This window comes from Rhodococcus sp. NPDC078407, from assembly GCF_044542515.1.
GTDB lineage: Bacteria > Actinomycetota > Actinomycetes > Mycobacteriales > Mycobacteriaceae > Rhodococcoides.
The window spans coordinates 1-21,004 of the sequence record NZ_JBITUQ010000010.1; the positions used below are offsets into that span (position 1 = coordinate 1).

Here is a 21,004-nt window from a genome sequence, read left to right on the forward strand (position 1 = left end):
GGGTCGTAGTCCGTGCCGCCGAGGGCGGCGAAGTTGCGGCCTTCGTCCCACGGCACGTAGTCGTGGGGATGCCATTCGCGCGCCATCGTGATGTGACGGTTCACGTTGTCTTCGGCAGTGGGTACCAGCTCCTGCAGAAGCTCGAGCTGTGTCAGATCCCTCGCCATTAGATCGCCTCCATAGATTGCGTACGACCGGTCCAGCTTACGGCACCGTAGGTTCGGTGTGAACCGTGTCGCGCCTGTTCACTTGCTGTTCCGGCGCTCGTGGTGTCCGGTGTCGACCGACGCGACTCCCCGAACGCCGATCGACCGGTCGGCCCGCGCGGCCGTTGCAGTCCCCCTGCACGTCGCTCTGTCTCGGCCGATCGTTACTTCCGAGTGTACGGACCGGACAGGATCGGTCACCGTCGCCCGGAACGTGTGTGGTGCCCCCAGTAGGACTCGAACCTACGACCTGCGGATTAAAAGTCAGAACGAGTCCGTGACACCTGATGACGGTGAAACCCAGTGAGTGACAGTCAGTCCTGGTCGGCGGCGCTCCTCGTGTCAGTTGGTGATGGCTGGTTACGTGGTCACACGGTTCCTCTGTGACCACTTTGAGGACGCGGTCACCAGGTGTGCAACTTGGTTATGTTGTCCACAACAAGCTCTTCGGGAGGGATGACCTGATATCCCATTTTTTGGAGTGCATCAACCGCTTCAGATGGTGCGTCGCGGACAACAGCGCGGGTTTGAATCCGCCGCCAGCGCTCGCGTCCCTCGGTTACTGCGTCTCGCCAATCTGGCTTGTGATCGAAGTTGCAATCTTCGATCAGAAACTGAACAAAGTCTTCCAGGCATGGCCGGAATCGATCGCCCCCCAGGGGCAGATGCAGGGACTCCAGGCTATGTGGGGTCTTGTGTTTCAATCGCGAAAGAATGTGAGAAAACGCGCCGCGGTGTGCATGGACGTGAAGGTGGGCCGCTGGTTTCCGTCGCGACCCTCGCTCGTACTCGACTCTCACCATCGGTGTCTTGTCGATTGATGCAACCAGCCTGTACGTCGAATTTTCGACGGCCAGATACTGCCCTTGTGAGTCGAGGCAGCACTTGATCGTGACGCCCAAGTGCGCGAGCGGATTGGGTGTAGTACCACCACGAGGTGGAGGCTGAGTGAGTGGGACTGTTGCCTGTATGACGCTCCGGGCGCTGTCTGATCGGGCACTCACAGTCACCTCCCACTCTGTGGAAGGGAAGGATTTCTCGATCAACCGTGCGGTTTCAAGACCAAAAGAGTTGGCGCGGTCGTGAAAGTCCGAGATAGCTAAGTTTGGATCGACCGGTTCGCTAGCAGTCGGCGAGGAGGAACTCGATTGATTCGAGGTCTTCCCATGCTTGCCATTCGTCACCCACAAGAGAGTACTGACTGGCCTTCTCTTTGAACTCCGAAAGAGACATTCCGTGCCTGGCGAGAATTGATTCCCGCCGCGCGATCAACTCAGCCGGTGTGTACTTGGTAACTGTCGTCATCGGTTGTCCTTTCCGGTAGTTCGGCAACGCCGATTCTGTCTCGGTTTGCTCAGTGTCGCACGAGCGACGTGAGCGTGTAGACGAAGTATGCATTGTGATACCGACATGTTGCATCGGTGCTGCTCAAGGCCAATTTTCTGCCGGAGGAACGCGCTCAACTTGCCACAATGCTGGCGTATCCCGTGGAGTGGAAACGGCCTCGTCTTGGAGTTACGGTCGCGTCATGACAGAGGAAGAGCAAATGCCAGAGTCGGGTGTTTCGTCTGCGGCGTTAACAATGTCTGTAGCGGAGGGTGCTGAGCGTCTCGGTGTGAAAGAGGGCTGGTACGCGACGCAGTTGCGTGCGAGCAAGCTGCCAGGCCACAAGATGGGGAACCGTTGGCGATTGACTGAGGATGACTTACAGCAGGCTTTGCAGTTGACGTCTCGGCCTGCGCGGGTCGTGCCGCCAGACCCAGCTGGTCTTACTCCGGGCTCGCGGCGACGTCTCAATCGAGGCCGTTGACGAGTCCCTGCTTGGAAGCGTCGCATGTTGCAGGCGGCAGGCGGCAGGCGGGGTAGATGGGCACAATGGCGTCCATGAACATCACATCATCTGTTCGCGGCGATCTCGACCTTCGGGTTACGTCGATTCCGCCGCACAGTTCGGACGGAACCCACTACGACGGGAGCATCACGGTCAACCTGGAGAAGGGAACCAGTAGCGTTTCGATCTCGATGACCGTGGGTGAAGCGCTGGCAGTCGCCGAAGCCCTTGGCGCTACGGCAAAGCGGGCGGCAGACGGGCGTTTCGATGATCGTGGATACGACATTCTGAACAGCTAGAAGGCTCAGTAGATGCGGCCGGGGACGCTGGGGAACGCAGGGTACGGCGGTATCTCGCCAAACAGGTCTGCGCCGGGGATGAGTCGCCTGGCTGCGGCCATGAGGGTGGATTCGTCGCTGATGGCGACGACCGGGCCGGTTGGGGTGAGGGGGAAGGCGTAGCCGGGTTGGGTGAGGTAGGCCGTGGTTTCGGGGTCTGCTTCCCATGTGTCCCCGGTGTGGGTGAGCCAGCGGTCGGCATCGGTCTTCGACGTGATCTTCCAGTTCATAGCAGCGCCAACACTCCTAGTACGAATGCCTGTAGTTGCCCGGTCTCGTCGAACTCACCGCGTGCGTCACTCCGTCCGAGCGTATCTTGTAGGCCGACCTGGAACACCTCTGCTGGTTCTCGTGCTGGGTCGGCCTGTGAGTCAGTGGCGTAGGTCTTGCCGGCGTACTTGTTTCGCCACTGGTCCTCGTAGCCCATCTCGTGTTCGAGACCATCGACACCCTGGTAAATCCCGGCAGGTTCTTCGAGGGTGCCGTTGGTGGTGGATCGTGATCGAACAAGGGCGTATTCGAGCTGGGTGAGTCCGGGGATGGCTTGTTCCATGCGGTGGCCCAGTTCGTGGACCATGACTTCTTCGGGGTAGTTGCTGAATGCGCCGCGGTAGTTCGGGAGTTCGTCGTGGGATGCTGCCGCGAGGGTGTCGTTTTCGGTTCCGCGGCGGAAGAATGCGCGTTCGGCGATTCCGACCCTGAGTGTTCCGCGGCCGGCAGCGGCGACGAGCCAGTCGGTCGGGAAGTACTGTTCCGCGGCCCGGAGTTGAGCCAGCGCGGCGGCTGTACCGGGTTTGAGACCGCCCGTGGCTGTGGTGATGAGAGTGGCACTTTGCGGTGCACCGCCGAAGTCTCGGACCTCGGAGAGCGCGGACTGAATGATGGACTGTTCACGTTGAGCGAGGTCGCGCTGAATCTCGTTGCGGCGCGGGGAGAGCCACTGCGCTGCGTCGGTCAGTTGCTTGTCCTCGGCTCGGAGCTTGAGGACGGTCGTGTCCTTGTCGATGAGCGCGCGGGTGTCTCGTTGGATAGCGGTTCCGACATCGAGAGTGGTGTCGAGGTGGCGCTGTAGCTTCTCTGGGACGAGTTTCGCGCCGTTCTTGTCCTTCGGGTACTTGAGTGTGGTGTCGAGCCATCCAGCGCGGTCCTTTGGGATGGACGATCGCGCATCAGCTATGACGTCACGCGTCGACTGCGACAGGGACGCTGCGGACTCCTGGGCGGCAGGCGAGTCCTGGCGAGTGAGCTTCGGGACGTTGGTCTTCGATGCACTCGCGCGGGTCGCATTACCTGCACCGTAGACGCCCGTAATCTGTTCGCGGTCACGGCGACGGCCAACGCCAGACTTCTCGGTGTGCTCACGGATCTGCTTCTGCCAGTCCTTCACCTTCGCGTCGGCGCGCTTCTTTGCTTCCGGTGTGAGAGAGGTTGCTGCGCGGCGTTTCCACTCGCGAGTCTGACGTTCGAGGTAGCGCAGCTTCTGCGTGTCCTCGTAGCCCTCATCGTTCGCTTTCGTGGGCGTAGTGTCCGTGACACCGGGCAGCCAGATACCGCTCGTGTGCCTACAGTTCGGATGGAAAAGCCCACGGCTCGTAGCGGTTTCGACTGACGCCTTCACGCGGATGCGTGTCATCTTCCCGGTGAGAGCGTTCTCGACTTCAACGACCCCGATGTTTCCGCCGGACAACGACAGAACTTGCCGCTCGTACGGTTGGCATTGCGGTGCCGGCCGCGGATGCGAGGAGATCACCACGAGGTCATATCCACGTTCCAGCAGCCGGTCCTGGTGGGATTGGGTGAGCGCACGCGTAGCTGCTGTCCGCGTTGCCATCTCGGCGTAAGCGGTCATCGACCACGTCCGCCCGCCCTTGTCGGTGAAGCCCTTGATGCCGTGTCTCGCGAACTCGTCGAGGGCACGCTGCGTGGATTTCACGCGCGTCTCCACACCAGAGATGACCGTGGGGACGGTCTGGGCGACTACCTTGCGGTATAGATCTTCGGTCGCGCGGAGGATGCCGGTGTTGAGCGTGTTCAGCGCAAAGCTGGCTTCGTGATGGAGGAGTGCGATTGCTCGGGAGTCGGTTGCGAGCGCAACGCCGGCGGTGTTGAACCGCATGTTTCCGGACGCTCGCTCACCGGCTGCCTCGATGTCCGAGTTCGCTACGGCTACACCCCTGCGCGCGGCTTCGCTGATGGCGTTGTCGAGCGTCCGCGGGTGGCCCTTCACCATCGAACCAATGTGCGCGGCAGCGGCCTTTGGTAAGGCCGTGATCTCGTTGAGTCGTTGGTTGACCCAGTCGGGGGCGTTCTCGTTTTTGCGGAGCCGTGAGGCGACTTCGTCCAAGAGGATCAGTTCGAGGCGTTCGTATTCGGCGATCAGCAGGCGGGTGTGCTCGTTGTCCGCCTGCTGCGCCTGTAGCGGCATCGAGGTCAGATTTCGCGTGTGAAGTACGGGCGGGCTCAGCCTGGGCGTGGACTCGGCGTCTACAAGTTTCGAGTTCGCTGAGACGTATGCTGGCAGTCTCGATCTCGTTGATAGTCACGGACGTATCACCAATGAGAACCCGATCCTCTAGAGCGACAAGTAGCCGCGAAGCTTCCGCGATCTGAGCGTCGATATCGGTGATACGCATCTGCCGACTCCTAGGTTGTGCTGCTGGTGGCTACGCGAGTTCGCTGTGGGTGGTGAACTGCGCCATGTATCGCGCCTGTCGCTCTTCTTCGGCAAGGTGGGTTTCGGCCTCACGCGCTGCGTATTCCTCACGTGTGGCGTCGCTGTGAAGACCGTGCACCTTGGTGACCGCCTGGCCGGAGGCTTCCTGTGTCGCCAGCTTCAGGTAGGCGCTGCCGTCGCTGTCTCGGTAGTGGCTGAAGTCGAACAGCCACCGGACGTCCTGCGGCAGTTCGACGCCCAACTCACCCGCGCGGGTACCGATCGTCGAGTAGGCCGCGTCCATTGCAGCGACCTCGTTCTGGAACGTGCGGATGGCATCGACGAGTCCGGCGTACGCGCGCTGTGCTGGGACCACACCGGCGCTGTAGAACTCCTCACGCTGGGCAAGGGCTTCGTCGTAGGCCGACTGTCGTTCCTGCTGCACGCGGTCGGCCTCGCGCTTCTCAGCGCCCTTACGCCGCAACCGCAGGAAACCGACGTGGTCCTTGGCCTTCTCGACCGCCTCGGGAGTGACATCGGTGTCGCCGTCGATGACGGCCTGCTCCAGGTCGGATACTCCGGCCTCTGCTTCGCGGATCTCGCGGTCGACGTCGTCGATGGTCAGTTCAGGCATTGCGGTTGCTCCTCTTGTAGTCGGCTTCTCGGCGGTTCTGTTCCATTGCTCGTTGGACGCCTTCGCTGAGTCCTATGAAGCCCTCGTGTTGACTTCGTTCGCTGGTGTCTTTCGTTGCTTCGCGGATCTTTTCGGCGTCGGCCTGTTGCTTCTTGTAGTGCTCGTCGAGGGCGTCGCGGAGGTTCGTCATGCGATCTCCTACCGGTATTCGATGGGGGTGAAGGGGTTGTACGGCGAGCCAGGATCGGTGTACGGCGATGTCCCCTGGTGGCGTTCGGGGTGGGTACGCCGGCTCTCTGCGACAGCGGCATCACGCGCCGGGGAGTCGACCTCGTACGCCCTCACTTCCGGGCTGTGCGGGTCCGCACCGAGACCGCCACTCATCGGAAGGATCGGGTCGAAGTCGACCGGTTCGACGACCGGGGGACCACCGACCACTCCGAACTCCGCGAGGTCGTAGGCGTCCTGGCGCTTGGTGTCGACGCAGTGGAGCCGTTGCAGTGCCGAGTCGACGGGGTCGGCGGCATCGGGAGTTGGGATCGTCGAGGGCGACCCGTCTTCACGGACGACCAGCGTCATGCCTCCGAGCTGGTGGGTTCCGTCCGGTGACGTAATGCCTCCGCTGGCGGGCAGGAAGCTGCCGTTCGGGAAGTAGTAGACGCCGTCCTTGTCGACGTAGCCGAGGCCGGTGTAGCTGCGATCGTCGGGGTTGTGGCTGCCGAAGATTCGGCGAACGTTCGGTGGATTCATAGCATGTACTCCTAATGTGTTGTGCTGCTTTGGTTTACGCGATGACCGTCGACAACAGATCGAGGGCAACACTGCCGTTGCTGGTGTCGACGTTCACGTCGGCGGTGATCAGCCCGCCCTTTTGGAGCGTCTTGATCAACTCCTGGTTCTGTTCGACAAGTGTGCTGAGGAATGCGAGGGCGGCTTCGGACCCGGGGATGTCGTTGGAGCCGGTGTCGAACTGCGGCATTAACTGCGACAGATCCACTTGCCCGGACTGGGCCATCGACAGGAACCCGCCGACACCGGAGGCTGCGGTGAACCCCAACCCGGCTGCGAGGGATGCGGCTTCGTAGAGGTTGGTGGGGCGCATGTAGTCGCGGGCCTTCGGTTCGGTGTAGCCACCGAACCCGCCATCAGCGAACTCCGTGACATTCAGGCGCTTGCCGGTCTCACGCCAAATGTCAATGGCGCGTGCACGTTTCCCAGGGTCGCCGGGAATGTATGCCTCCCACGGTCCTGCTTGTGGTTCCGCCCACATGCGGATACCTGCGCTGGTGTCTGCGATCTGTGGGTTCTGGGATTCGATGCCGCCGTTCGCGAACACCTTCAGATTCCCGACCATCTTCGGGGTACGCCCATCAGGTGCCGCGCCACCGAGATCAGAGAAGTTCACGACCCGCACATCCACCGGACCCGACGACGACGAGAGCGTGCCCGCGCGGGTGCTTCCACCCGATCCACCAGCAGTGCCACCACCACCCGCAGTGCCGGCGTTCATTGCCCCGACAGTGCCCGTATCGAAGGTGCCGGGATCGGGGTCGCCCTGCATCGGCAAGTGCATGATGTTCGGGAACGACTTCGCCGACTTCGCTTGCCCGCCGTATTGGCCGTTGCCGCGCGCCCCACCCATCTCCACAGACACACCGTTCGGCTGCGTATAGGTGGTGTGCCCGCCACCGGGGCCACCGTTGAGCCAGCCGACGTTCAGGGCACCGTCCATCCAACCCGGCTGCAAGCCACGCGCGGTCAGTGCTTCCTTCTGATTGCCGGTAGCGAACCTGCCGGGTGCATCAGGGTCGCCCGTCGTCGCATAGTTCACGCCACGCGATGCAGCACCGGAGCAGTCGGTATCCCACGTTCCGTTCCAGCCACCCCACGTGTAGTCCGCGCCTTCGATACCGCGGGAGAACGAGTCCAGATCCTTCGGCGACACAATCCCGCCGTCAGCCATCTGCACCAGCCCATACCCGAACCGGTCAGCGACATCCCGGAGGATGCCAACTGCGCGGGGACGCTTCGACTCAGCCCCAGGGATGAACGCTTCCCACGGGCCTGCGCCTTCCTCCGCCCACTGCACCAACCCTTTACCGCCAGCGGACTTGATGAGTGCTTCCTGCGGGAGTTTCCCGTCAGCGAACCCACCGCCACCAAGCGTGCCCGGTGCAGAGCGAGCGCCGCCGGCTGCATTGACGCCGAGGACCGGAGTCGGACCCTGCATCGACGGCGCATCATCTGGGGAGACTCCCCGCGATTCCCAATACCCGATCTGCCGCTGCCGGAGATCGACGAACATGTCGACGGACTTGCCCTGGTTGGCACCGACGAACGCATCGATAGCGTCCTGACCTTCCGCAGTGTTCGCAGTGACCTTGAACTTGCCGTCAGGCAGAGTCTCGACTTTCAACCCGAGGGCCTTGAGCTGCTCCGTCTGCTCGGGGCTGTTCGACTCAATGACGATCGTCTTGTCGTCGGGAACGGATTCCACCGAGCCACCAAGAGCCTGCATCAGCCGTGCCGATGTCTGCGCCCGATCACCGGCTGCCGCGACATCGTCCCGCAAATCCTGTAGACCGGGCCGCGCATCGTCGATGTCATCTGCGAGACCACGCATCTTGTCGGCCGCGCCCTGCATCCCGTCCTGAAAGCCGATCATCCCTTCACTGACGCCTTCGAGCTTGTCCGCGACACCATCCATACCCAGTGCGCGCGCCACCTTCGAGGAGGCACCGACCAGGTTCCCCATGCTGCCGATCATCAGGCCGACGGATTGCCCGGTACCGGACGCAAGTGTCGCCAGAACCCGCAATGAGGACGACGAGAACGCCATGATCGCGTCGAGGGTGGCAAACCCTGCGTCCGCGAGACCGGTGAAGAATCCGATGATCTCTGGCTTGTTGTCCTTGACCCAGACGGCAAGGTCGGTCAGAACGGGACCGAACGCCCCCGCCAGTGCCAGTTTGATGTCAGCCGAGGACATTTCGATCGAGTTCTTCGCCGCAGTGAATGCGGACGCGGTGTTCGAGGACATGGTGTCACCGGCCAACGCGGCTGCGCCGGCGACGTCTCCGAACTCGGTGACCGCTGTGTCCAGGTTCAGCTTGAATGCAGCGCCTTGGATGTCCTCGAACTTGGTACCGAACAAGGCCAGGGCAGCGGCATTCTTTTCCGTTGGATCGGTGATCGCATTGAGCCCACGGAGCGCGTCGGCCATGGCGTTCCGCGACGCCTCACCACCCTCGTTCATGGCAGTCGTCCAAAGCTCCGAGTTGAGGCTTAGCTTGTCGAAACCATCAGCCGCAGCCGCAGTCCCGTCGGTTGCACGCAGCTTCATCTCTTTCAGTGCGTCGATGACGACGTCGGTGTCGCGGGCACCACCCTTGACGCCCTGCGCGACCAGAGCCCAACCCTCAGCGCCTTCGAGACCCATGGCCCGGAGCTGGGTGGAGTACTCGATCTGGGAGTCGAGAAGATCCTCAGACACGTTGAGACTGCTCTTCTGCGACTGCACCAACAGATCGAACGCGCCGGTGGCATCCTTCGCTATGCCGTTCTTCACCGACTGGCCAGCGGCACGTGCAACCGCGGGTATTTCCTCGCCCATGATCTCGGAGACAATGTTGAGCTGCTCGATCGTCGACTGGAACGTCCCAGTGTCTTCCTCACCTGTGAGCAACCCGGATTGGATCGCCGCTCGAAGACCATCCATGTTCGAGGCTGCCGACTCACCCCACGCGTTCGAGTACGCAGCCCCGGCCGCCTCACCGATCCGACGTGCCGTGGCTTCGTCGATCCCTAACTTCGCCTGGATCAGATCCTGCGTCGCTTCCTGCTCCATCCCGTCTGCGAGGGCGTTCGCAAGAACCGCGCCCGCCGCGAGACCGAGGACGGCGACACCTGCGAGGGCGACTCCGATGGGTCCGGCCTTGGACCCCAGCCCGGCTACCCGCGGCGCGAACCCCGCAATGAAGGAACCACCGGTTGAGCCGCCCGCGTTTTCGGCGGCACCCGACAGACCTTCCAACCCGCCTGAGAAGCGATCTGCGAAGCCCGAACCCGCTGCCTCGCCGGAACGTTCCGCCTCCTGCGCGGTCTCGCGCATGGCACGCTGAGCCCGTTCCATCGCGGTCACCGCATCGCGGCCACCCTGCTCGGCTGCACGAGCCGCACGACGGTGGGATGCCTCCATACGGTCGTTCGCCTGCTCAGCCTGCCGGATCGCGGTCTCAGCGGCACCAGTCGCAGTCGCCACACTTCGCTGTGCCGCTTCGAGCTGATCCGCAGACGTCGTCGAATCCCGCTGCGCCGCATCGAGACGACCCTGAGCCACCCGTACTGCCTCGGTCGCATTCTCGGCGCGGGAGTTCGCCCGCTCCGAAGCCGTCGCATACGTCGTGGCTTCACGCTGCAACTGCTGGTAGCCCTGCGCCATCCGAGCCGTAGACGCCGTAATGCCTGTGGCAGCCTGACTGGTGACCTGCTCCGTACGACGAGCCGACTGCTGCGCCCCATTCAACGCCGTCGTGAGCTGATCCTCAGCCGACAACCGGACAGACAATTCACCGAGATCAAGCGCCATCAGGGGCCTTCTTTCCGAATACGTCCTGCATCCGCACTCGAGCGCTATCGAACTGGTCCGCGGCCGCCGAGACATCCGGCCGCAGAACGCCGAGTTCACGCATCTGAGTCACGAGGGGGATCAAAAGGTTTCCGGCCGCGATGAAGTGCTCCATTGCGGCCTCCTGCGCTGCGTTGAGCGCGTCGAGCAGGGCCAGGGTGACCAACATTCGACTCTCCTCATCCATCGACGCGAGGAGGAAGACCGCCGTGGTGTAGTCGCCGTCGAACAGAAGTTCACGGAGTTTGCGGATCTCTGCCGACACATCGGCGTCGGGGACGGTGCTACTCATGGTCGATCACCTTGGACCTGTGGATTGAGAGTCCGCTGTCCGCCGTATCGCCGCTGGTCAACGCTGGCGTGGTCACACGTTGGTCACCGAACAGTTCTGCTTCGTTCTCGATTGCGTATTTCGCGAGGTCGTTTTGCAGCTGCATGAGCATCGACTTGGCGTGGTCCTGGTTGGACCCACCGCCTAGGCGAGTGAGGTTCTCGTGCGCCTTCACCAAACGCTCTATGCCGGCGGCGATGTCGGCTACACCCTTCGCATCGGGGAGGTCGAGGTAGACGCGTTGGGGGCCAGTGGGGGTGTTGACCACCATCGTGTACTCAGACCAGAAGCGTTCGCGGATCGACTTGACGTCAGCCAGGAACTGTTCGGCCAGCTCGAAACGCGCTGCCTTGATGCGTTCACGGGCAGCGTCGTTGGCCGCAACCGTGCGCTTTGAATCCCAAAGCAGGCCCATTCGCTTGGACCAGCGTGAGATGTTGGGTTGGGGGACACCTAGTTGCTTCGCAATCTGTAACTGGCTGAGGCCCTCTGCGTGTGCGGTGCGGATGGCCGATTGCATGACGTCGGTCAGCTCTGTCGGCGGCGTGTCGGTGTCCCCGCTTGTCATGCAAGGTCCGTGGCGGGCAGGGGGGAGCCGAGTGCCGGCACGGTGACCGGGTGACCGGATGGGGTGAAGGCGTGCTCGATGATGGCCTGCATGTCGAGGAGCCAACGACCGGCGATCAGCTTGCCGCCGAGCTTCGGCGCGAGACGGCGGGTCTGCCGGTTCGATAGTCCGAGCATCATCGCTGCCTCCTCGATCGGGATGGTGGGCCGTTCCTCCAATGATGTTGCCGGATCAGGGTTATCGCGGACGTCCGCATGTCCGCGCACGGCCATGCACGCCTGAATGAGCGCGTTCAGATCACCGGATACCGGCAGTGCGTTGCTGCGCCTCGCCCGTTGGGTGTTGATCGCAGCTCGGAGTGCGACTTCCACTCCCAAGCCTGTGAGGATGACGGCTGTTCCGATGACGGTGATGGGTGGCTGAGGGTTCGTCATGCGCTGACCCCAACCCGTTGGCTCGAAACCGCTCGATAGGCACCATGTTCCGATCGCTGGATGAGTCCGGCTCGGGCTGCTCGTGTCAGCGCAGCCGTGGCCGTGTGCCGACTGATACCTAGTGCATCGGCTACGTCCGAGGCGGTGGTGGTTCGAGCGGCTCGGTCGACGACCACGCGGACGGCAGGATGGTGTCGGTAGCTGACCTCGTAGGGCGAGATCCGAGCCAAGTGCGGCGCGGCTTCTCTGACGACGCCGGCCACAACGCCCGCGAGGACGCCGGGGTCGGTGTCGTTCGCCCACGCGCGGCAGGCTTCGAGAGCTGGGCACTGCAAGCAGATGGCCTTGGCCTCTTCGTGCCGCTCGGCGCGTTGAGTGACCGTCTCGGCCCGGATGTCGTCGAAGTCGGCATCGAACAGTGGCGCGTTGGAATGGCAGCGAGCGCCCGTCAGCGCGGGAGCGGCCGCAAGGGCGGCGACGAGATCTTCCCAGTTCATGAAGTCCTCCTGATGTACCTGCGGATTAGATATCCGATGACATGTGAATTGCTGCTGGTGAACAGTGCTGTGGTCACGCGATGGTCACCGCGCTCGCGCGCATCATTTCCACACATCGACACGTGTGGAGCGACAGACCGATTCCCGCGCGCGTGGCAGGGGACTGCCGAACGTTCGACCTGACTCGGAACACAGGTCGCGTATGCGCACACGCGGATAGATACAAGCCCGCGCGTAATCGGTAATTCCGTACGTCCGCACTCCTTAGGAGTTGGAGTGCGGACGGACTTACGGCTGGGGTCTGGAAATGCCCCGGAATTAGTGCGGAATTAGCGGACATCAGCTCTCTTCCCCTTCGGTCCAGAGAGCGGACGTCCTGACGTAGTGGGTGAGTCTGGCGCTTCCGGTATTTCGGAGTGCGCCACGCTCTACCAGCAGTTTCAGGGCTTCATAGAAGGACGACTTCCTCATGCCTTCTTCTTCTGCGAGGTTGCGGATGGCTGCTCCTGAGAGTCCATCGGCTGTCATCTTTGTCCGCAGTATGTCCATGAGCCGAGAGGCGTTTTTCTCGACTGCGAGGGCGTTATTCCGGACGCCTCCCGCGGACATACTGTCGTTGCCGACGAGGACTAGGGTATGGCGCTGTTGCTCGGATGCTTCCGGCATGTTCTTGCTGGTGACGACGTGTTCGATCAGCTTGAAGTGGTAGTCCATGCCCGCGGGAACGTCCTTGTGCTTCTCGACGTGCATCTTGGCCATGAGTTCGGAGCCTTCGAGCCTGAGATCGGACCAGACGGCTCCGTCCCACGAGTTGCTGCCTCGGCCTGCGGTGCCTGCGCGTGAGCTGTGGTGGACGCCCAGGATGGTGCATCCGGCTGCCGCCTGGATCTTCTCGGCGGCGTGGATAGCCTTCCCCTGTTCGGTTGCCGAGTTTTCTTCGAGGCCGACGGTGCATCGTGCGCGGGTGTCGAGGATGAGGAGGTCGGCGTCGATGTCTTGAACGAGGTCGATGGCGTCGCTGATGTCGAGGAGGTTCCCGAGCTGGATGGGGCACGGGAGGATGTAGAGCCACCCGTCGAGGTCGGTCGGATCGACACCGGACAGTTCGCACCATGCGATGAACCGGGCACGTAGGCCTGTCGCACCCTCTGCCGCGACGTATACGACTTTGCTGCGTCTGGGGATGCGGTGGCCTTCCCAATTGCTCATCCCGGATGCAAGCGCGCATGCCATCCCGCCGGCGGCGAACGATTTGTATGAGCCTGGGGCACCGGAGAGTTGAGCGAGGGTGTCGCGATACAGCACGCCGGAGATGAGCGGCTCGACGGACCCGATCGTGCTGAGATCGGATACGGATAGGAGCCGTTGCCGGAGGGTCGTGCGTTCCAGCTGTCGTTCTTCGTCGTCCGGTGGTTCCGGGGGTGACCCCCAGTCGTCGAATGACGACTGGGGGGACTCCGGTATAAAAACGCTCACGGCCACCTCTGGTCCTGTTTCTCCGCGCGGCTGAGCCGAGCGTCGATGGTGCTCAATGCTTCCGCGATTCGGAACATCGACGTCGTCTTGATCAATTCGAGGTCCGCCCTGTCCCGATGGTCAGGAACGTAGGTGGGGCTCTTGAATCTGCGGTGCATGTTCTGCAAGAGCTCGAAGGATGAGGCATCGTCAAGCACGACCATCACTCCTTGCGCGCAACGGATCTCGGTGGCCGCTTGCCAGTGGGGGGAGACGGACCGCCGCGCTCGCTCGTCGAGACCGTCGCTCGATGTACTCGGTGAATGGGCAGTGGGCAGTGTCCGGGTCTTCCCGGACATCGGAAGTTACGGACATCAGGCCCCCAGAAGTGGGTCGGGTTCGGGAATCGAACCGAGGGTGGTCGCGAGTGCATCGACGAGGTCGACGGCTTCGCTGATCGTCAACGTCAAAGTGGTTGCACCGTAGGAGATTCGGACTGCGTCGCAGAAACCTTCTGCTAGATGCTTGACCGACGGTGGTTCGCTCGTGTGCTGATCGATAGCTGCGTACATGTCAGCCCTCTGTGATTCCGCGTGCGAGATCGATGGCCGCGAGGACGGTGTGCGCCAGTTGCGCGGCCTCGTCGAGGGTGAATCGTTCAGTGCTGGTGACTCCGCCGTCGCCGTCGGGATTCGCCCGCCTGCTAGTGAGTGCAATGTGCAGTTCCGCGTCCCCGGTGAACTGCGAGACGTTCACGGCAGTCGCGGCCGCTCTCAGGATTTCGACACCGTCTTCTTCGACAGTCCAGCCGAATCGGTAGGTGTGCGGGATGTCGACCGCCACCGAATTCCATGAGGAGTTGCGCCGGTTGTCGGCTGCCTCGTTCTTCTGGGTCGCAGCCCAACTCGGCATGTGTGCGTCGAGCCAGAGCAGGATGGCGTCGTACTCGTTGTGCCGGTAAAGGGTTTGGTCGGTGCGCATCTTTTCCCACCTGATGCGAGGGGTGGCGGCGCGAGCGGGCCGGCGACGCGATGCGACGGCAGGGGTGGCGGTCTGTCGTGTCGTGTCTGTAGTCTTCACAATGATTCCGTTCTTTGGCGAGGGTGGGGTTGTTGGCCTCGGTGGGTTTTGTGGCGAAACCCCCGGGCCGTTTTTTCTTTGGCGTTCAAGCAGCCGGAACTGGTTGGCTGGTGGGCAAACCCAGCGCCTCCATGAGGCCGTGAACCGGAACGACATACCTTCTGCCCAGTCGAAGAACCGGGAATGGCAGCTCATCTCGTTTTGCGAGTTCGTAGACCATCGCGCGGCTGATCCCGAGGACCTGTCCTGCGGTGGTGAGGTCGGTTCGGACACCTAGCGCCTGAACTTCATCTTGTGACCATTGTGTTGCCATCGCGCAAATCCCTTCGATGTTGTTTTGTGACTACTCAGTACTACCACGTTAGTTTGCGTCCACGCAATAGTTGACTAAGCTGTGTAACCATGACGCAAAACCGTCCCCGCCAGGCTTCGACGTCAAGTACGTGGGCTATCTCGTTGACCGCTTCCGTCGGAGAGAGAATCCGCGCGCTCAGGGGATCGATGAGCGCGCAAGCGCTATCCGATACATGTGAGGCAATCGGGTTATCGGTACCTCGGAACGTGATCACCAACATCGAGAACGGCCGGCGCGCCGATGTCTCGGTTGCCGAGCTACTCGTGCTCGGGAGAGCCCTCGGTGTTCCCCCGGCGTTGTTGCTGTTCCCCATCGGGGCGGCCGAGGAGGTTGAGATCCTTCCCGGCAAACCGGTTCAGACATGGTCGGCCTACAAGTGGTTCATTGGGAACGAAGCATTCCCGTCGTCTTTCTCGAACGATCTCGAAGAACACGGAACCGGGCCTGTCGACCCCGTAAGCGGGATGCATCGGTGGTACGACGACCCAGAGCAGAACTGGCATGACGGTGCAGCGCCGGTCGCGCTATTCCACCGGCACGAGCAGCAAATGGAGGCCTGGTTCGACGCCAACATTCGAGCGGCTCGGCTGCTGGGAGACGACCCCAGCAGGACAAGCGAAATGGGCGAGCTGGTTTCAACTTGGCGGAAGTCCGCCGAGCGCGAACTGCTCGACGTCCGGACTCGAATTCGAGACCTCGGCTTAACCCCACCGAAGCTCGACGACCGTTTGGAGCAGATCATCGAACAGCTGGATCGACGATGAAAGGGTCGGTGTCGAAGCGGTGCAAGTGCCCGGTCGAGTACGACGCCCGCGGTCGACGGAAGTCGTGCCGGAAGCCGCACGGCTCCTGGACATTCCTCGTCGACATGGGTGCGGACCCGCAGACAGGGAAGCGTCGGCAGGTTCGGAAGTCGGGGTTCAGGACCAGCGACGAGGCGGAAGCGGAACTTGCGAAGTTCCTCGTAGACGTCGGCAATGGGCAGGTGGCCCACGATCGACAGCAGACCGTCGAGCAATACTTGCGGGCCTGGCTCGAATCGAAACGCAACGGCGACACCCGCCCGACGACACTGCGCAGCTACGAACAACACGTCAACGCCTACCTCGTGCCACACCTCGGCCGCATCCGCCTCGGTGACCTCCGAGCGCAGCACATCGAGAACATGCTTGCGGCGATCGCGCAGCCGAAGACCGCACCGACAGATGGGGAGCGGATCGGGAAGGGAAAGCGTCGGCACCCGCGCACGCTGTCGAGCGCGACCGTGCGTCGTGTCCACGCGACCATTCGGAGTGCATTGACGTCGGCGCGCAGGAAGCGCCTCGTGGCGTTCAATGCCGCTGAGAATCTCGAACTGCCTCGGGCATCCCGCCCGAAGGTGAGGCCGTGGGAGGCGGAGGAACTTGGGACGTTCCTGGACGCGGTCGGTACGGAGCGGTTAGGTGCGTTGTTCGAGGTGTCCGCGATGACTGGGCTGCGCCGCGGGGAAGTGTGCGGACTGCGGTGGGACGACGTCGACATGACGAATCGCTCGATCACCGTTCGTCAGCAGATCGTCGAGATCAGCGGCGACGGTATCGAGTGTGAGTATTGCCACAGCGAGCATCGGCAGTTTCAGTTCGGCAAGCCCAAGACGGCATCGGGGGAGGACAGGGAAGTCGACCTCGATCAGCAGACCGTCGGCGTGCTCCTGGCCCAACGGTTCGCCCAGGACGCCGAACGCGCGCAATGGGGCGACGACTATCAGGACCACGGTCTGGTGTTCGCCCGCGAGGACGGATCACCGATACCGCCTCAGAGCGTCACAGAGCGATTCAAGAAGTTCTGTGCGGAGTTGGGGCTACGTCCGATCCGGTTGCACGATCTGCGGCACGGACAGGCCAGTCTTCTACTGGCGGCCGATGTACCGCTGGCGATTGTCTCAAAGCGTCTCGGTCATTCGTCGATCACGATCACCGCGGACACGTACTCGCATCTGCTCAAGGGAGTTGGGTCGAAAGCGGCGGAAGCGGCTGCCGCGTTGGTGCCTCGTGCGGGCCGTGACCAGGGGTTGCGTGATGGCGTTCGTGACCATTCGGTGACCACTTCGGGTAATTCTGAGGCTCCCGATGATGCCTCTGACCAGGAATTACCTGGTCAAGATGGTGCCCCCAGTAGGACTCGAACCTACGACCTGCGGATTAAAAGTCCGTAGCTCTACCAACTGAGCTATAGGGGCGCGGCTCGAAAGTGTAACGGGCCGCGCAGCGCTCACGGGCATGCACCCCCGACAGCGCTACCGGTGCGTCAGCGTCCGAAGCTGCTGCATCCGCTCGGCGCGGGAATGCCGGCCAGACGGTCGTCGATCCAGGCGTACGCACCCGGGATGCCGCTGATGGCGACGATCAGATGTTCACCCAGATATTCCTCGAGTCTGACGTCGGCTCCGAGAGCGCACCACTCGTCGTACAGGGTCTCGGCCCCCTCCTTGGGGATCCAGAACTCCTGTTGCCCCTGGTAGATCATGGTCGGAATACTGGGTGCCAAGTTGCCGCCCAGTCGGGTGGCTGCGATGACTCTCTCGGCGATCTCGGTGCGATCCACGTCGGGTACGTCGGAGAGGGCCTGCGCGGGAATGGGTGCCACCGCTCCGCCCGGAGCGAGGAGGGTGATGCACAGGTCTTTGGCGACAGTGGCCAGGCGCAGGCCGTTCGCGTTCATGAGGGTGAACATTTCGGGGTACTCGCGGGCCACTCCCAGCGCTGCCGACAAGAACAGCGTCGACGCGACGGTTCCGTTCATCGACGTCAGCAAGATCCGATAGTCCGTCGGCGGGCCGCCGAACGCCGCACCGACCAGGTTGACGTCGGGTGCGTACGTGGGGGCCAGTTGCGCGGCCCACCCGGTCGCGATTGCGCCACCCGAGTACCCCGTCATCGCGATAGGAGACGACTCGAGGAGGCCGAGCTCAGGTAGTCGAACCATCGCGCGCAGGGCATCGAGCACGGCGTGCGCGGCCATGCGGCCCGCCGCGTATGCCTGCCGGGGGCCCTCGTGATCGGTGACGACGACGGCATAATTCTTGGCCAGGAAAGCCTGGACGGCGGGGATTTCGCGGGCAATGCCCCGCGGCAGCGTCCACGACGGCGCGCATGTGTTGCCCAGCGAGTTGATGGCCATGTTGTAAGCGACGACGGGGCGGCTTCCGGTACCGGTCCAGGGTGCGGCGGGCACGATGACCGTGGTCGTCGCTGCGACGGGGCGATCCTTGGAATCGTTGGTGCGGAACAGGATCTGGGTGGATCTGACCGGAGTGAACAGCGGACCGACGGTGACCTGCCGAGTGGCCAGAACCGCTCCGGGCGGTTGCTGTTCGTACCCCGCGGGCGGATCGAACCAGGGGTCACCGAGTGGGGTGGGTAGATAGAGGGACGGATCGGGAACGGGGTTCAGCAAGTTGTCGACGGGGTTTGCACTCGCGGTGCCGGTTATCGAGAGCAGCAGAATGGTAACTGCGAAAAGCGTTGACAAAGAACGATATACGCGGATCGAGACCGTCATGTCATGCACTCGTTTCCGATGGATACGCCCGGTTGTGTGATCGAAGTTCACGATAATCCTCAACGGTTGTGGAAGCGTGCGCGACGCGAGGATAGTGTCGAAACCGTTACTCGGGCTGTTCTCGATATCCGTTATCCGACTGGGAATTTGGTCGGCATCCAGATTGATTGAATCGTAAACGATTGGTGTACAGCAGGTTTGGCTCGCTAAGGAGCAAGGCGAACTAATTGGACTCCAGATGTGTTCCACCGAGGAGTGATTCGGCCTTTCGGGGGACGCGCGATGCGGGCCGTCACCGTTCGGGCAGCTCTGGGTCCGGCTCGGGTTCGGCGAGAAGCGCACGGTGTGGCAGGTGTGTCGCGCGGCGGAGACACCGGCAATGGAGGGCTCGAGTGCGCACCCCCTGCAGCGCACTCGAGCCGCGCAGATAATACCACCCGGCTTGGTTCGGGTGTCCAATCCAAACTTTTGTCGGCGCAGCTCGTCGAACCGAACCGCTGGTGAGTCGACTCGCCCGTCGTTCGGGTGACGTACTCTCTATCTGTACTACCTGTGGATATGCAGGGCGCTTGGGCTCGGAGGCACGAAGTAAATGGCACAACAGGAGCGCGCACGGCGGACCCGGGCGGCCATCGTTGAGGCGGCGGCGGCGGAGTTCGCCAAACGCGGATATGCAGCTGCATCCGTCAACACCATCTTGGAGGGCTCCAACGCCACCAAGGGGGCGATGTATTTCCATTTCCAGTCCAAGGAGGACCTGGCCAGAGCGGTGCTCGCGGCCGGGCTGGATCGGTACGTGGCAATCACCGAGAAGTGGGCCGACACCACCGCGCATCCCTTCTATGTCATCCGCGGGATCGTGGACGACATAGCGCAGAACTTTCAGAACGACGTGATCGTGCGTGCCGAATTCCGGCTGATAGTCGAGCCGGAGTTCTATGCCGAGGTTCATTCCGGCGGCGGCAGGGTGTGGGGAGCGCAGGGACACAGGCAAGCCGAGCGCGCTCTGGCAATGGGAGACCTCAAGCCGGAGTTCGACGCCGTCAAGTTCGTCCGCGTGCTCGCCGCATCGATGGCGGGTCAGCGTTACATGTCCGATCTTGTCGCAGACAACGCAGACCTTCGTGAACGGTTCGAGGAATCCGTCGAGGTCGTGCTGCTGGCCATGGCATCGGAGCGATGGCTTGCGGAATTCAAGCTGCACGGGTGGGAACAGTTCGGCGAAAACTACTCGAAAAGCACGTCTGACCTGCCGGTTTGAGATTTGCCGGGAAAGTGTCCTAAGCTATCCCAGCTCCCAACGGAACGCCGTTGAGGGTAGCGTCGAAGCAATTCGGCGGGCCCCCTTCGTCTAGCGGCCTAGGACGCCGCCCTTTCAAGGCGGTAGCGCGGGTTCGAATCCCGTAGGGGGTACGCAGGAACAGATCGGTTTGACAATCCGGTCGGCATTACAGGCAGTCGTATTCTCGGTCTTGGCGGGACAACGATTTGCAGTTCGGAGAGTTACTGCGCTAGAAATAGCGCGGCAACAACAGCAAGGCCCTGTGGCGCAGTTGGTTAGCGCGCCGCCCTGTCACGGCGGAGGTCGCGGGTTCGAGTCCCGTCAGGGTCGCAACATCGGTGAGTGATCACCGACATTGCGATGGCATTGTTTCACCGGTGCCGCCCGGCCAGGTAGCTCAGTTGGTACGAGCGTCCGCCTGAAAAGCGGAAGGTCGCCGGTTCGATCCCGGCCCTGGCCACCACGGTGTGGATCGAAATGCACGCTGAAGGCCCCCCGGTTGTCCGGAGGGGTCTTTTTCGTGCTCACGACACCTCCGGGCCGAGACGGCAGCGGTCACCGAGCGATATGGTCGACGGGTGGACGTGATCGATCGAGCGCAAGAGGATCTGGGCCGTGGGGACACCATCGGTGCTCGGGATCGGCTCGTCCGCGCCCTGCGTCGAAACCCTGCCTCGCCGGGCATTCTCGAACTGCTCGCCTACACCCAACTGGTTCTCGGTGATCGAGCGGCAGCCGGTGCGGCATGGTTTCTCACCGACAAGTCCGACGACGATCCCACGGCGTCCGGTGCATTCGCTGCCCTTGCGAGCAAGTACAGGTCACCGTTGGCACTTGCCGAAGCACTTCCCATTCACGCCCCGTCGGACTGGTATCCGGCCAGGGCTCGAAACCGTCTCGAACGCCTCGAGGCCGCTGTCGAGGCCAACGGTCAGCGCTGGGTGCCGCCGCGTGACGTCGTCTATTTCTACGAAGACGGATTGAACTCCGACGACTTCTACGATCCGACGGTCGACTACGACGATGCCGAATTCGACGACGGTCGAGCCGGGTCGAGCTACCGGTCGGTGCGGCAGCGTGCGATCGCGGCGACCATCGTCATCGCCATCGCTGCCACTTCGGCGTCGGTAGTCCTGGCGCTGATCTTCGGGTGACCCCCGGTCACGAGACGAG

The 21,004-nt window shown here is 62.6% G+C and carries 22 protein-coding genes, 4 tRNA genes and 1 pseudogene; 8 read left to right on the forward strand and 19 right to left on the reverse strand.

Translation table 11 applies throughout. From position 1 onward, the window contains the following. The coding region (locus ACIGGF_RS12215) for an acyl-ACP desaturase (protein WP_397521735.1) at window positions 1–167 on the reverse strand (167 nt) is incomplete at its 3' end. 443 nt (window positions 168–610) lie between these two features. Next, entirely contained in the window at window positions 611–1,390 is a 780-nt protein-coding gene (locus ACIGGF_RS12220; RefSeq protein ID WP_397521587.1) for a hypothetical protein, read from the reverse strand. Window positions 1,391–2,090: 700 nt separating this feature from the next. Between ACIGGF_RS12220 and ACIGGF_RS12225 the strand changes: the two genes are divergently transcribed. Beyond that, window positions 2,091–2,336, forward strand: coding sequence for a hypothetical protein (locus ACIGGF_RS12225; protein WP_397521588.1), 246 nt, complete (start codon window positions 2,091–2,093; stop codon window positions 2,334–2,336). Between the two features lie 5 nt (window positions 2,337–2,341). Here ACIGGF_RS12225 and ACIGGF_RS12230 read toward each other — a convergent pair whose 3' ends face one another. From ACIGGF_RS12230 to ACIGGF_RS12300, 15 genes are all read right to left on the reverse strand, one after another. Then, on the reverse strand, window positions 2,342–2,605 hold the full coding sequence (locus ACIGGF_RS12230; protein WP_397521589.1) for a hypothetical protein: 264 nt from the start codon (window positions 2,603–2,605) through the stop codon (window positions 2,342–2,344). After that, window positions 2,602–4,800 (reverse strand): phage minor capsid protein, encoded by a 2,199-nt coding sequence (locus ACIGGF_RS12235; protein ID WP_397521590.1) that lies wholly within the window; start codon window positions 4,798–4,800, stop codon window positions 2,602–2,604. The genes ACIGGF_RS12230 and ACIGGF_RS12235 overlap by 4 nt, the downstream gene beginning before the upstream one ends. Before the next feature lie 238 nt (window positions 4,801–5,038). Continuing rightward, the gene (locus ACIGGF_RS12240) at window positions 5,039–5,662 is read right to left on the reverse strand and encodes a hypothetical protein (protein WP_397521591.1); all 624 of its coding nucleotides are present in this window, start codon (window positions 5,660–5,662) and stop codon (window positions 5,039–5,041) included. Continuing rightward, entirely contained in the window at window positions 5,655–5,852 is a 198-nt protein-coding gene (locus tag ACIGGF_RS12245) for a hypothetical protein (protein WP_397521592.1), read from the reverse strand. Before ACIGGF_RS12245 ends, ACIGGF_RS12240 begins: the two co-directional genes overlap by 8 nt. An 8-nt stretch (window positions 5,853–5,860) precedes the next feature. Beyond that, window positions 5,861–6,412 (reverse strand): hypothetical protein, encoded by a 552-nt coding sequence (locus ACIGGF_RS12250; protein WP_397521593.1) that lies wholly within the window; start codon window positions 6,410–6,412, stop codon window positions 5,861–5,863. A gap of 34 nt (window positions 6,413–6,446) precedes the next feature. Then, window positions 6,447–10,250 (reverse strand): hypothetical protein, encoded by a 3,804-nt coding sequence (locus tag ACIGGF_RS12255; RefSeq protein WP_397521594.1) that lies wholly within the window; start codon window positions 10,248–10,250, stop codon window positions 6,447–6,449. Beyond that, window positions 10,240–10,581: a hypothetical protein gene (locus tag ACIGGF_RS12260; RefSeq protein ID WP_397521595.1), complete on the reverse strand. Its 342-nt coding sequence runs from the start codon at window positions 10,579–10,581 to the stop codon at window positions 10,240–10,242. Before ACIGGF_RS12260 ends, ACIGGF_RS12255 begins: the two co-directional genes overlap by 11 nt. Beyond that, complete coding sequence (locus ACIGGF_RS12265) at window positions 10,574–11,188, reverse strand: hypothetical protein (RefSeq protein WP_397521596.1); 615 nt, start codon at window positions 11,186–11,188, stop codon at window positions 10,574–10,576. Before ACIGGF_RS12265 ends, ACIGGF_RS12260 begins: the two co-directional genes overlap by 8 nt. Next, window positions 11,185–11,622, reverse strand: coding sequence for a hypothetical protein (locus ACIGGF_RS12270; RefSeq protein WP_397521597.1), 438 nt, complete (start codon window positions 11,620–11,622; stop codon window positions 11,185–11,187). The genes ACIGGF_RS12265 and ACIGGF_RS12270 overlap by 4 nt, the downstream gene beginning before the upstream one ends. Continuing rightward, entirely contained in the window at window positions 11,619–12,119 is a 501-nt protein-coding gene (locus ACIGGF_RS12275) for a WhiB family transcriptional regulator (RefSeq protein WP_397521598.1), read from the reverse strand. The genes ACIGGF_RS12270 and ACIGGF_RS12275 overlap by 4 nt, the downstream gene beginning before the upstream one ends. Before the next feature lie 339 nt (window positions 12,120–12,458). Beyond that, the gene (locus ACIGGF_RS12280; protein WP_397521599.1) at window positions 12,459–13,601 is read right to left on the reverse strand and encodes an AAA family ATPase; all 1,143 of its coding nucleotides are present in this window, start codon (window positions 13,599–13,601) and stop codon (window positions 12,459–12,461) included. Further along, on the reverse strand, window positions 13,592–13,792 hold the full coding sequence (locus ACIGGF_RS12285) for a hypothetical protein (RefSeq protein ID WP_397521600.1): 201 nt from the start codon (window positions 13,790–13,792) through the stop codon (window positions 13,592–13,594). Before ACIGGF_RS12285 ends, ACIGGF_RS12280 begins: the two co-directional genes overlap by 10 nt. Window positions 13,793–13,948: 156 nt before the next feature. After that, a complete protein-coding gene (locus ACIGGF_RS12290; protein WP_397521601.1) occupies window positions 13,949–14,146 on the reverse strand; it encodes a hypothetical protein in 198 nt (65 codons plus the stop codon). A 1-nt stretch (window position 14,147) separates the two neighbouring features. After that, entirely contained in the window at window positions 14,148–14,555 is a 408-nt protein-coding gene (locus tag ACIGGF_RS12295) for a hypothetical protein (RefSeq protein ID WP_397521602.1), read from the reverse strand. 184 nt (window positions 14,556–14,739) lie between these two features. Further along, complete coding sequence (locus tag ACIGGF_RS12300; protein ID WP_397521603.1) at window positions 14,740–14,967, reverse strand: helix-turn-helix domain-containing protein; 228 nt, start codon at window positions 14,965–14,967, stop codon at window positions 14,740–14,742. A 248-nt stretch (window positions 14,968–15,215) separates the two neighbouring features. Here ACIGGF_RS12300 and ACIGGF_RS12305 point away from each other — a divergent pair, with 248 nt between their 5' ends. Both ACIGGF_RS12305 and ACIGGF_RS12310 read left to right on the forward strand, forming a co-directional pair. After that, window positions 15,216–15,773, forward strand: coding sequence for a hypothetical protein (locus tag ACIGGF_RS12305; RefSeq protein ID WP_397521604.1), 558 nt, complete (start codon window positions 15,216–15,218; stop codon window positions 15,771–15,773). After that, a pseudogene (locus ACIGGF_RS12310) lies at window positions 15,770–16,930 on the forward strand (tyrosine-type recombinase/integrase); the annotation flags it as partial. The gene ACIGGF_RS12305 and the pseudogene ACIGGF_RS12310, both read left to right, overlap by 4 nt. 221 nt (window positions 16,931–17,151) lie before the next feature. Here ACIGGF_RS12310 and ACIGGF_RS12315 read toward each other — a convergent pair. Beyond that, a tRNA-Lys gene (locus ACIGGF_RS12315) sits at window positions 17,152–17,227 on the reverse strand. A 68-nt stretch (window positions 17,228–17,295) separates the two neighbouring features. Continuing rightward, window positions 17,296–18,549 carry a lipase family protein gene (locus ACIGGF_RS12320; RefSeq protein WP_397521605.1) on the reverse strand — a complete coding sequence of 418 codons (1,254 nt, stop codon included), beginning with the start codon at window positions 18,547–18,549 and terminating at the stop codon, window positions 17,296–17,298. 592 nt (window positions 18,550–19,141) lie between these two features. Here ACIGGF_RS12320 and ACIGGF_RS12325 point away from each other — a divergent pair. The 5 genes from ACIGGF_RS12325 to ACIGGF_RS12345 all read left to right on the forward strand — a co-directional run bounded on the left by ACIGGF_RS12325 (window position 19,142) and on the right by ACIGGF_RS12345 (window position 20,985). Then, window positions 19,142–19,810 carry a TetR family transcriptional regulator gene (locus tag ACIGGF_RS12325; RefSeq protein ID WP_397521606.1) on the forward strand — a complete coding sequence of 223 codons (669 nt, stop codon included), beginning with the start codon at window positions 19,142–19,144 and terminating at the stop codon, window positions 19,808–19,810. A 79-nt stretch (window positions 19,811–19,889) separates the two neighbouring features. Further along, window positions 19,890–19,962, forward strand: a tRNA-Glu gene (locus ACIGGF_RS12330). Window positions 19,963–20,087: 125 nt separating this feature from the next. Further along, window positions 20,088–20,161, forward strand: a tRNA-Asp gene (locus tag ACIGGF_RS12335). 56 nt (window positions 20,162–20,217) lie between these two features. After that, window positions 20,218–20,294, forward strand: a tRNA-Phe gene (locus tag ACIGGF_RS12340). A gap of 115 nt (window positions 20,295–20,409) precedes the next feature. Then, window positions 20,410–20,985: a DUF6584 family protein gene (locus ACIGGF_RS12345; RefSeq protein WP_397521607.1), complete on the forward strand. Its 576-nt coding sequence runs from the start codon at window positions 20,410–20,412 to the stop codon at window positions 20,983–20,985. Window positions 20,986–21,004 lie beyond the last annotated feature (19 nt).

What these genes read in the sequence shown, in the direction of transcription:
- ACIGGF_RS12235 (WP_397521590.1), bottom strand. Translation starts at nt 4,800, where the DNA reads ATGCCGCTACAGGCGCAGCAGGCGGACAACGAGCACACCCGCCTGCTG.
- ACIGGF_RS12290 (WP_397521601.1), bottom strand. Translation starts at nt 14,146, where the DNA reads ATGTACGCAGCTATCGATCAGCACACGAGCGAACCACCGTCGGTCAAG.
- ACIGGF_RS12245 (WP_397521592.1), bottom strand. Translation starts at nt 5,852, where the DNA reads ATGACGAACCTCCGCGACGCCCTCGACGAGCACTACAAGAAGCAACAG.
- ACIGGF_RS12320 (WP_397521605.1), bottom strand. Translation starts at nt 18,549, where the DNA reads ATGACGGTCTCGATCCGCGTATATCGTTCTTTGTCAACGCTTTTCGCA.
- ACIGGF_RS12265 (WP_397521596.1), bottom strand. Translation starts at nt 11,188, where the DNA reads ATGACAAGCGGGGACACCGACACGCCGCCGACAGAGCTGACCGACGTC.
- ACIGGF_RS12240 (WP_397521591.1), bottom strand. Translation starts at nt 5,662, where the DNA reads ATGCCTGAACTGACCATCGACGACGTCGACCGCGAGATCCGCGAAGCA.
- ACIGGF_RS12325 (WP_397521606.1), top strand. Translation starts at nt 19,142, where the DNA reads ATGGCACAACAGGAGCGCGCACGGCGGACCCGGGCGGCCATCGTTGAG.
- ACIGGF_RS12300 (WP_397521603.1), bottom strand. Translation starts at nt 14,967, where the DNA reads ATGGCAACACAATGGTCACAAGATGAAGTTCAGGCGCTAGGTGTCCGA.
- ACIGGF_RS12295 (WP_397521602.1), bottom strand. Translation starts at nt 14,555, where the DNA reads ATGCGCACCGACCAAACCCTTTACCGGCACAACGAGTACGACGCCATC.
- ACIGGF_RS12270 (WP_397521597.1), bottom strand. Translation starts at nt 11,622, where the DNA reads ATGACGAACCCTCAGCCACCCATCACCGTCATCGGAACAGCCGTCATC.
- ACIGGF_RS12255 (WP_397521594.1), bottom strand. Translation starts at nt 10,250, where the DNA reads ATGGCGCTTGATCTCGGTGAATTGTCTGTCCGGTTGTCGGCTGAGGAT.
- ACIGGF_RS12230 (WP_397521589.1), bottom strand. Translation starts at nt 2,605, where the DNA reads ATGAACTGGAAGATCACGTCGAAGACCGATGCCGACCGCTGGCTCACC.
- ACIGGF_RS12275 (WP_397521598.1), bottom strand. Translation starts at nt 12,119, where the DNA reads ATGAACTGGGAAGATCTCGTCGCCGCCCTTGCGGCCGCTCCCGCGCTG.
- ACIGGF_RS12225 (WP_397521588.1), top strand. Translation starts at nt 2,091, where the DNA reads ATGAACATCACATCATCTGTTCGCGGCGATCTCGACCTTCGGGTTACG.
- ACIGGF_RS12250 (WP_397521593.1), bottom strand. Translation starts at nt 6,412, where the DNA reads ATGAATCCACCGAACGTTCGCCGAATCTTCGGCAGCCACAACCCCGAC.
- ACIGGF_RS12260 (WP_397521595.1), bottom strand. Translation starts at nt 10,581, where the DNA reads ATGAGTAGCACCGTCCCCGACGCCGATGTGTCGGCAGAGATCCGCAAA.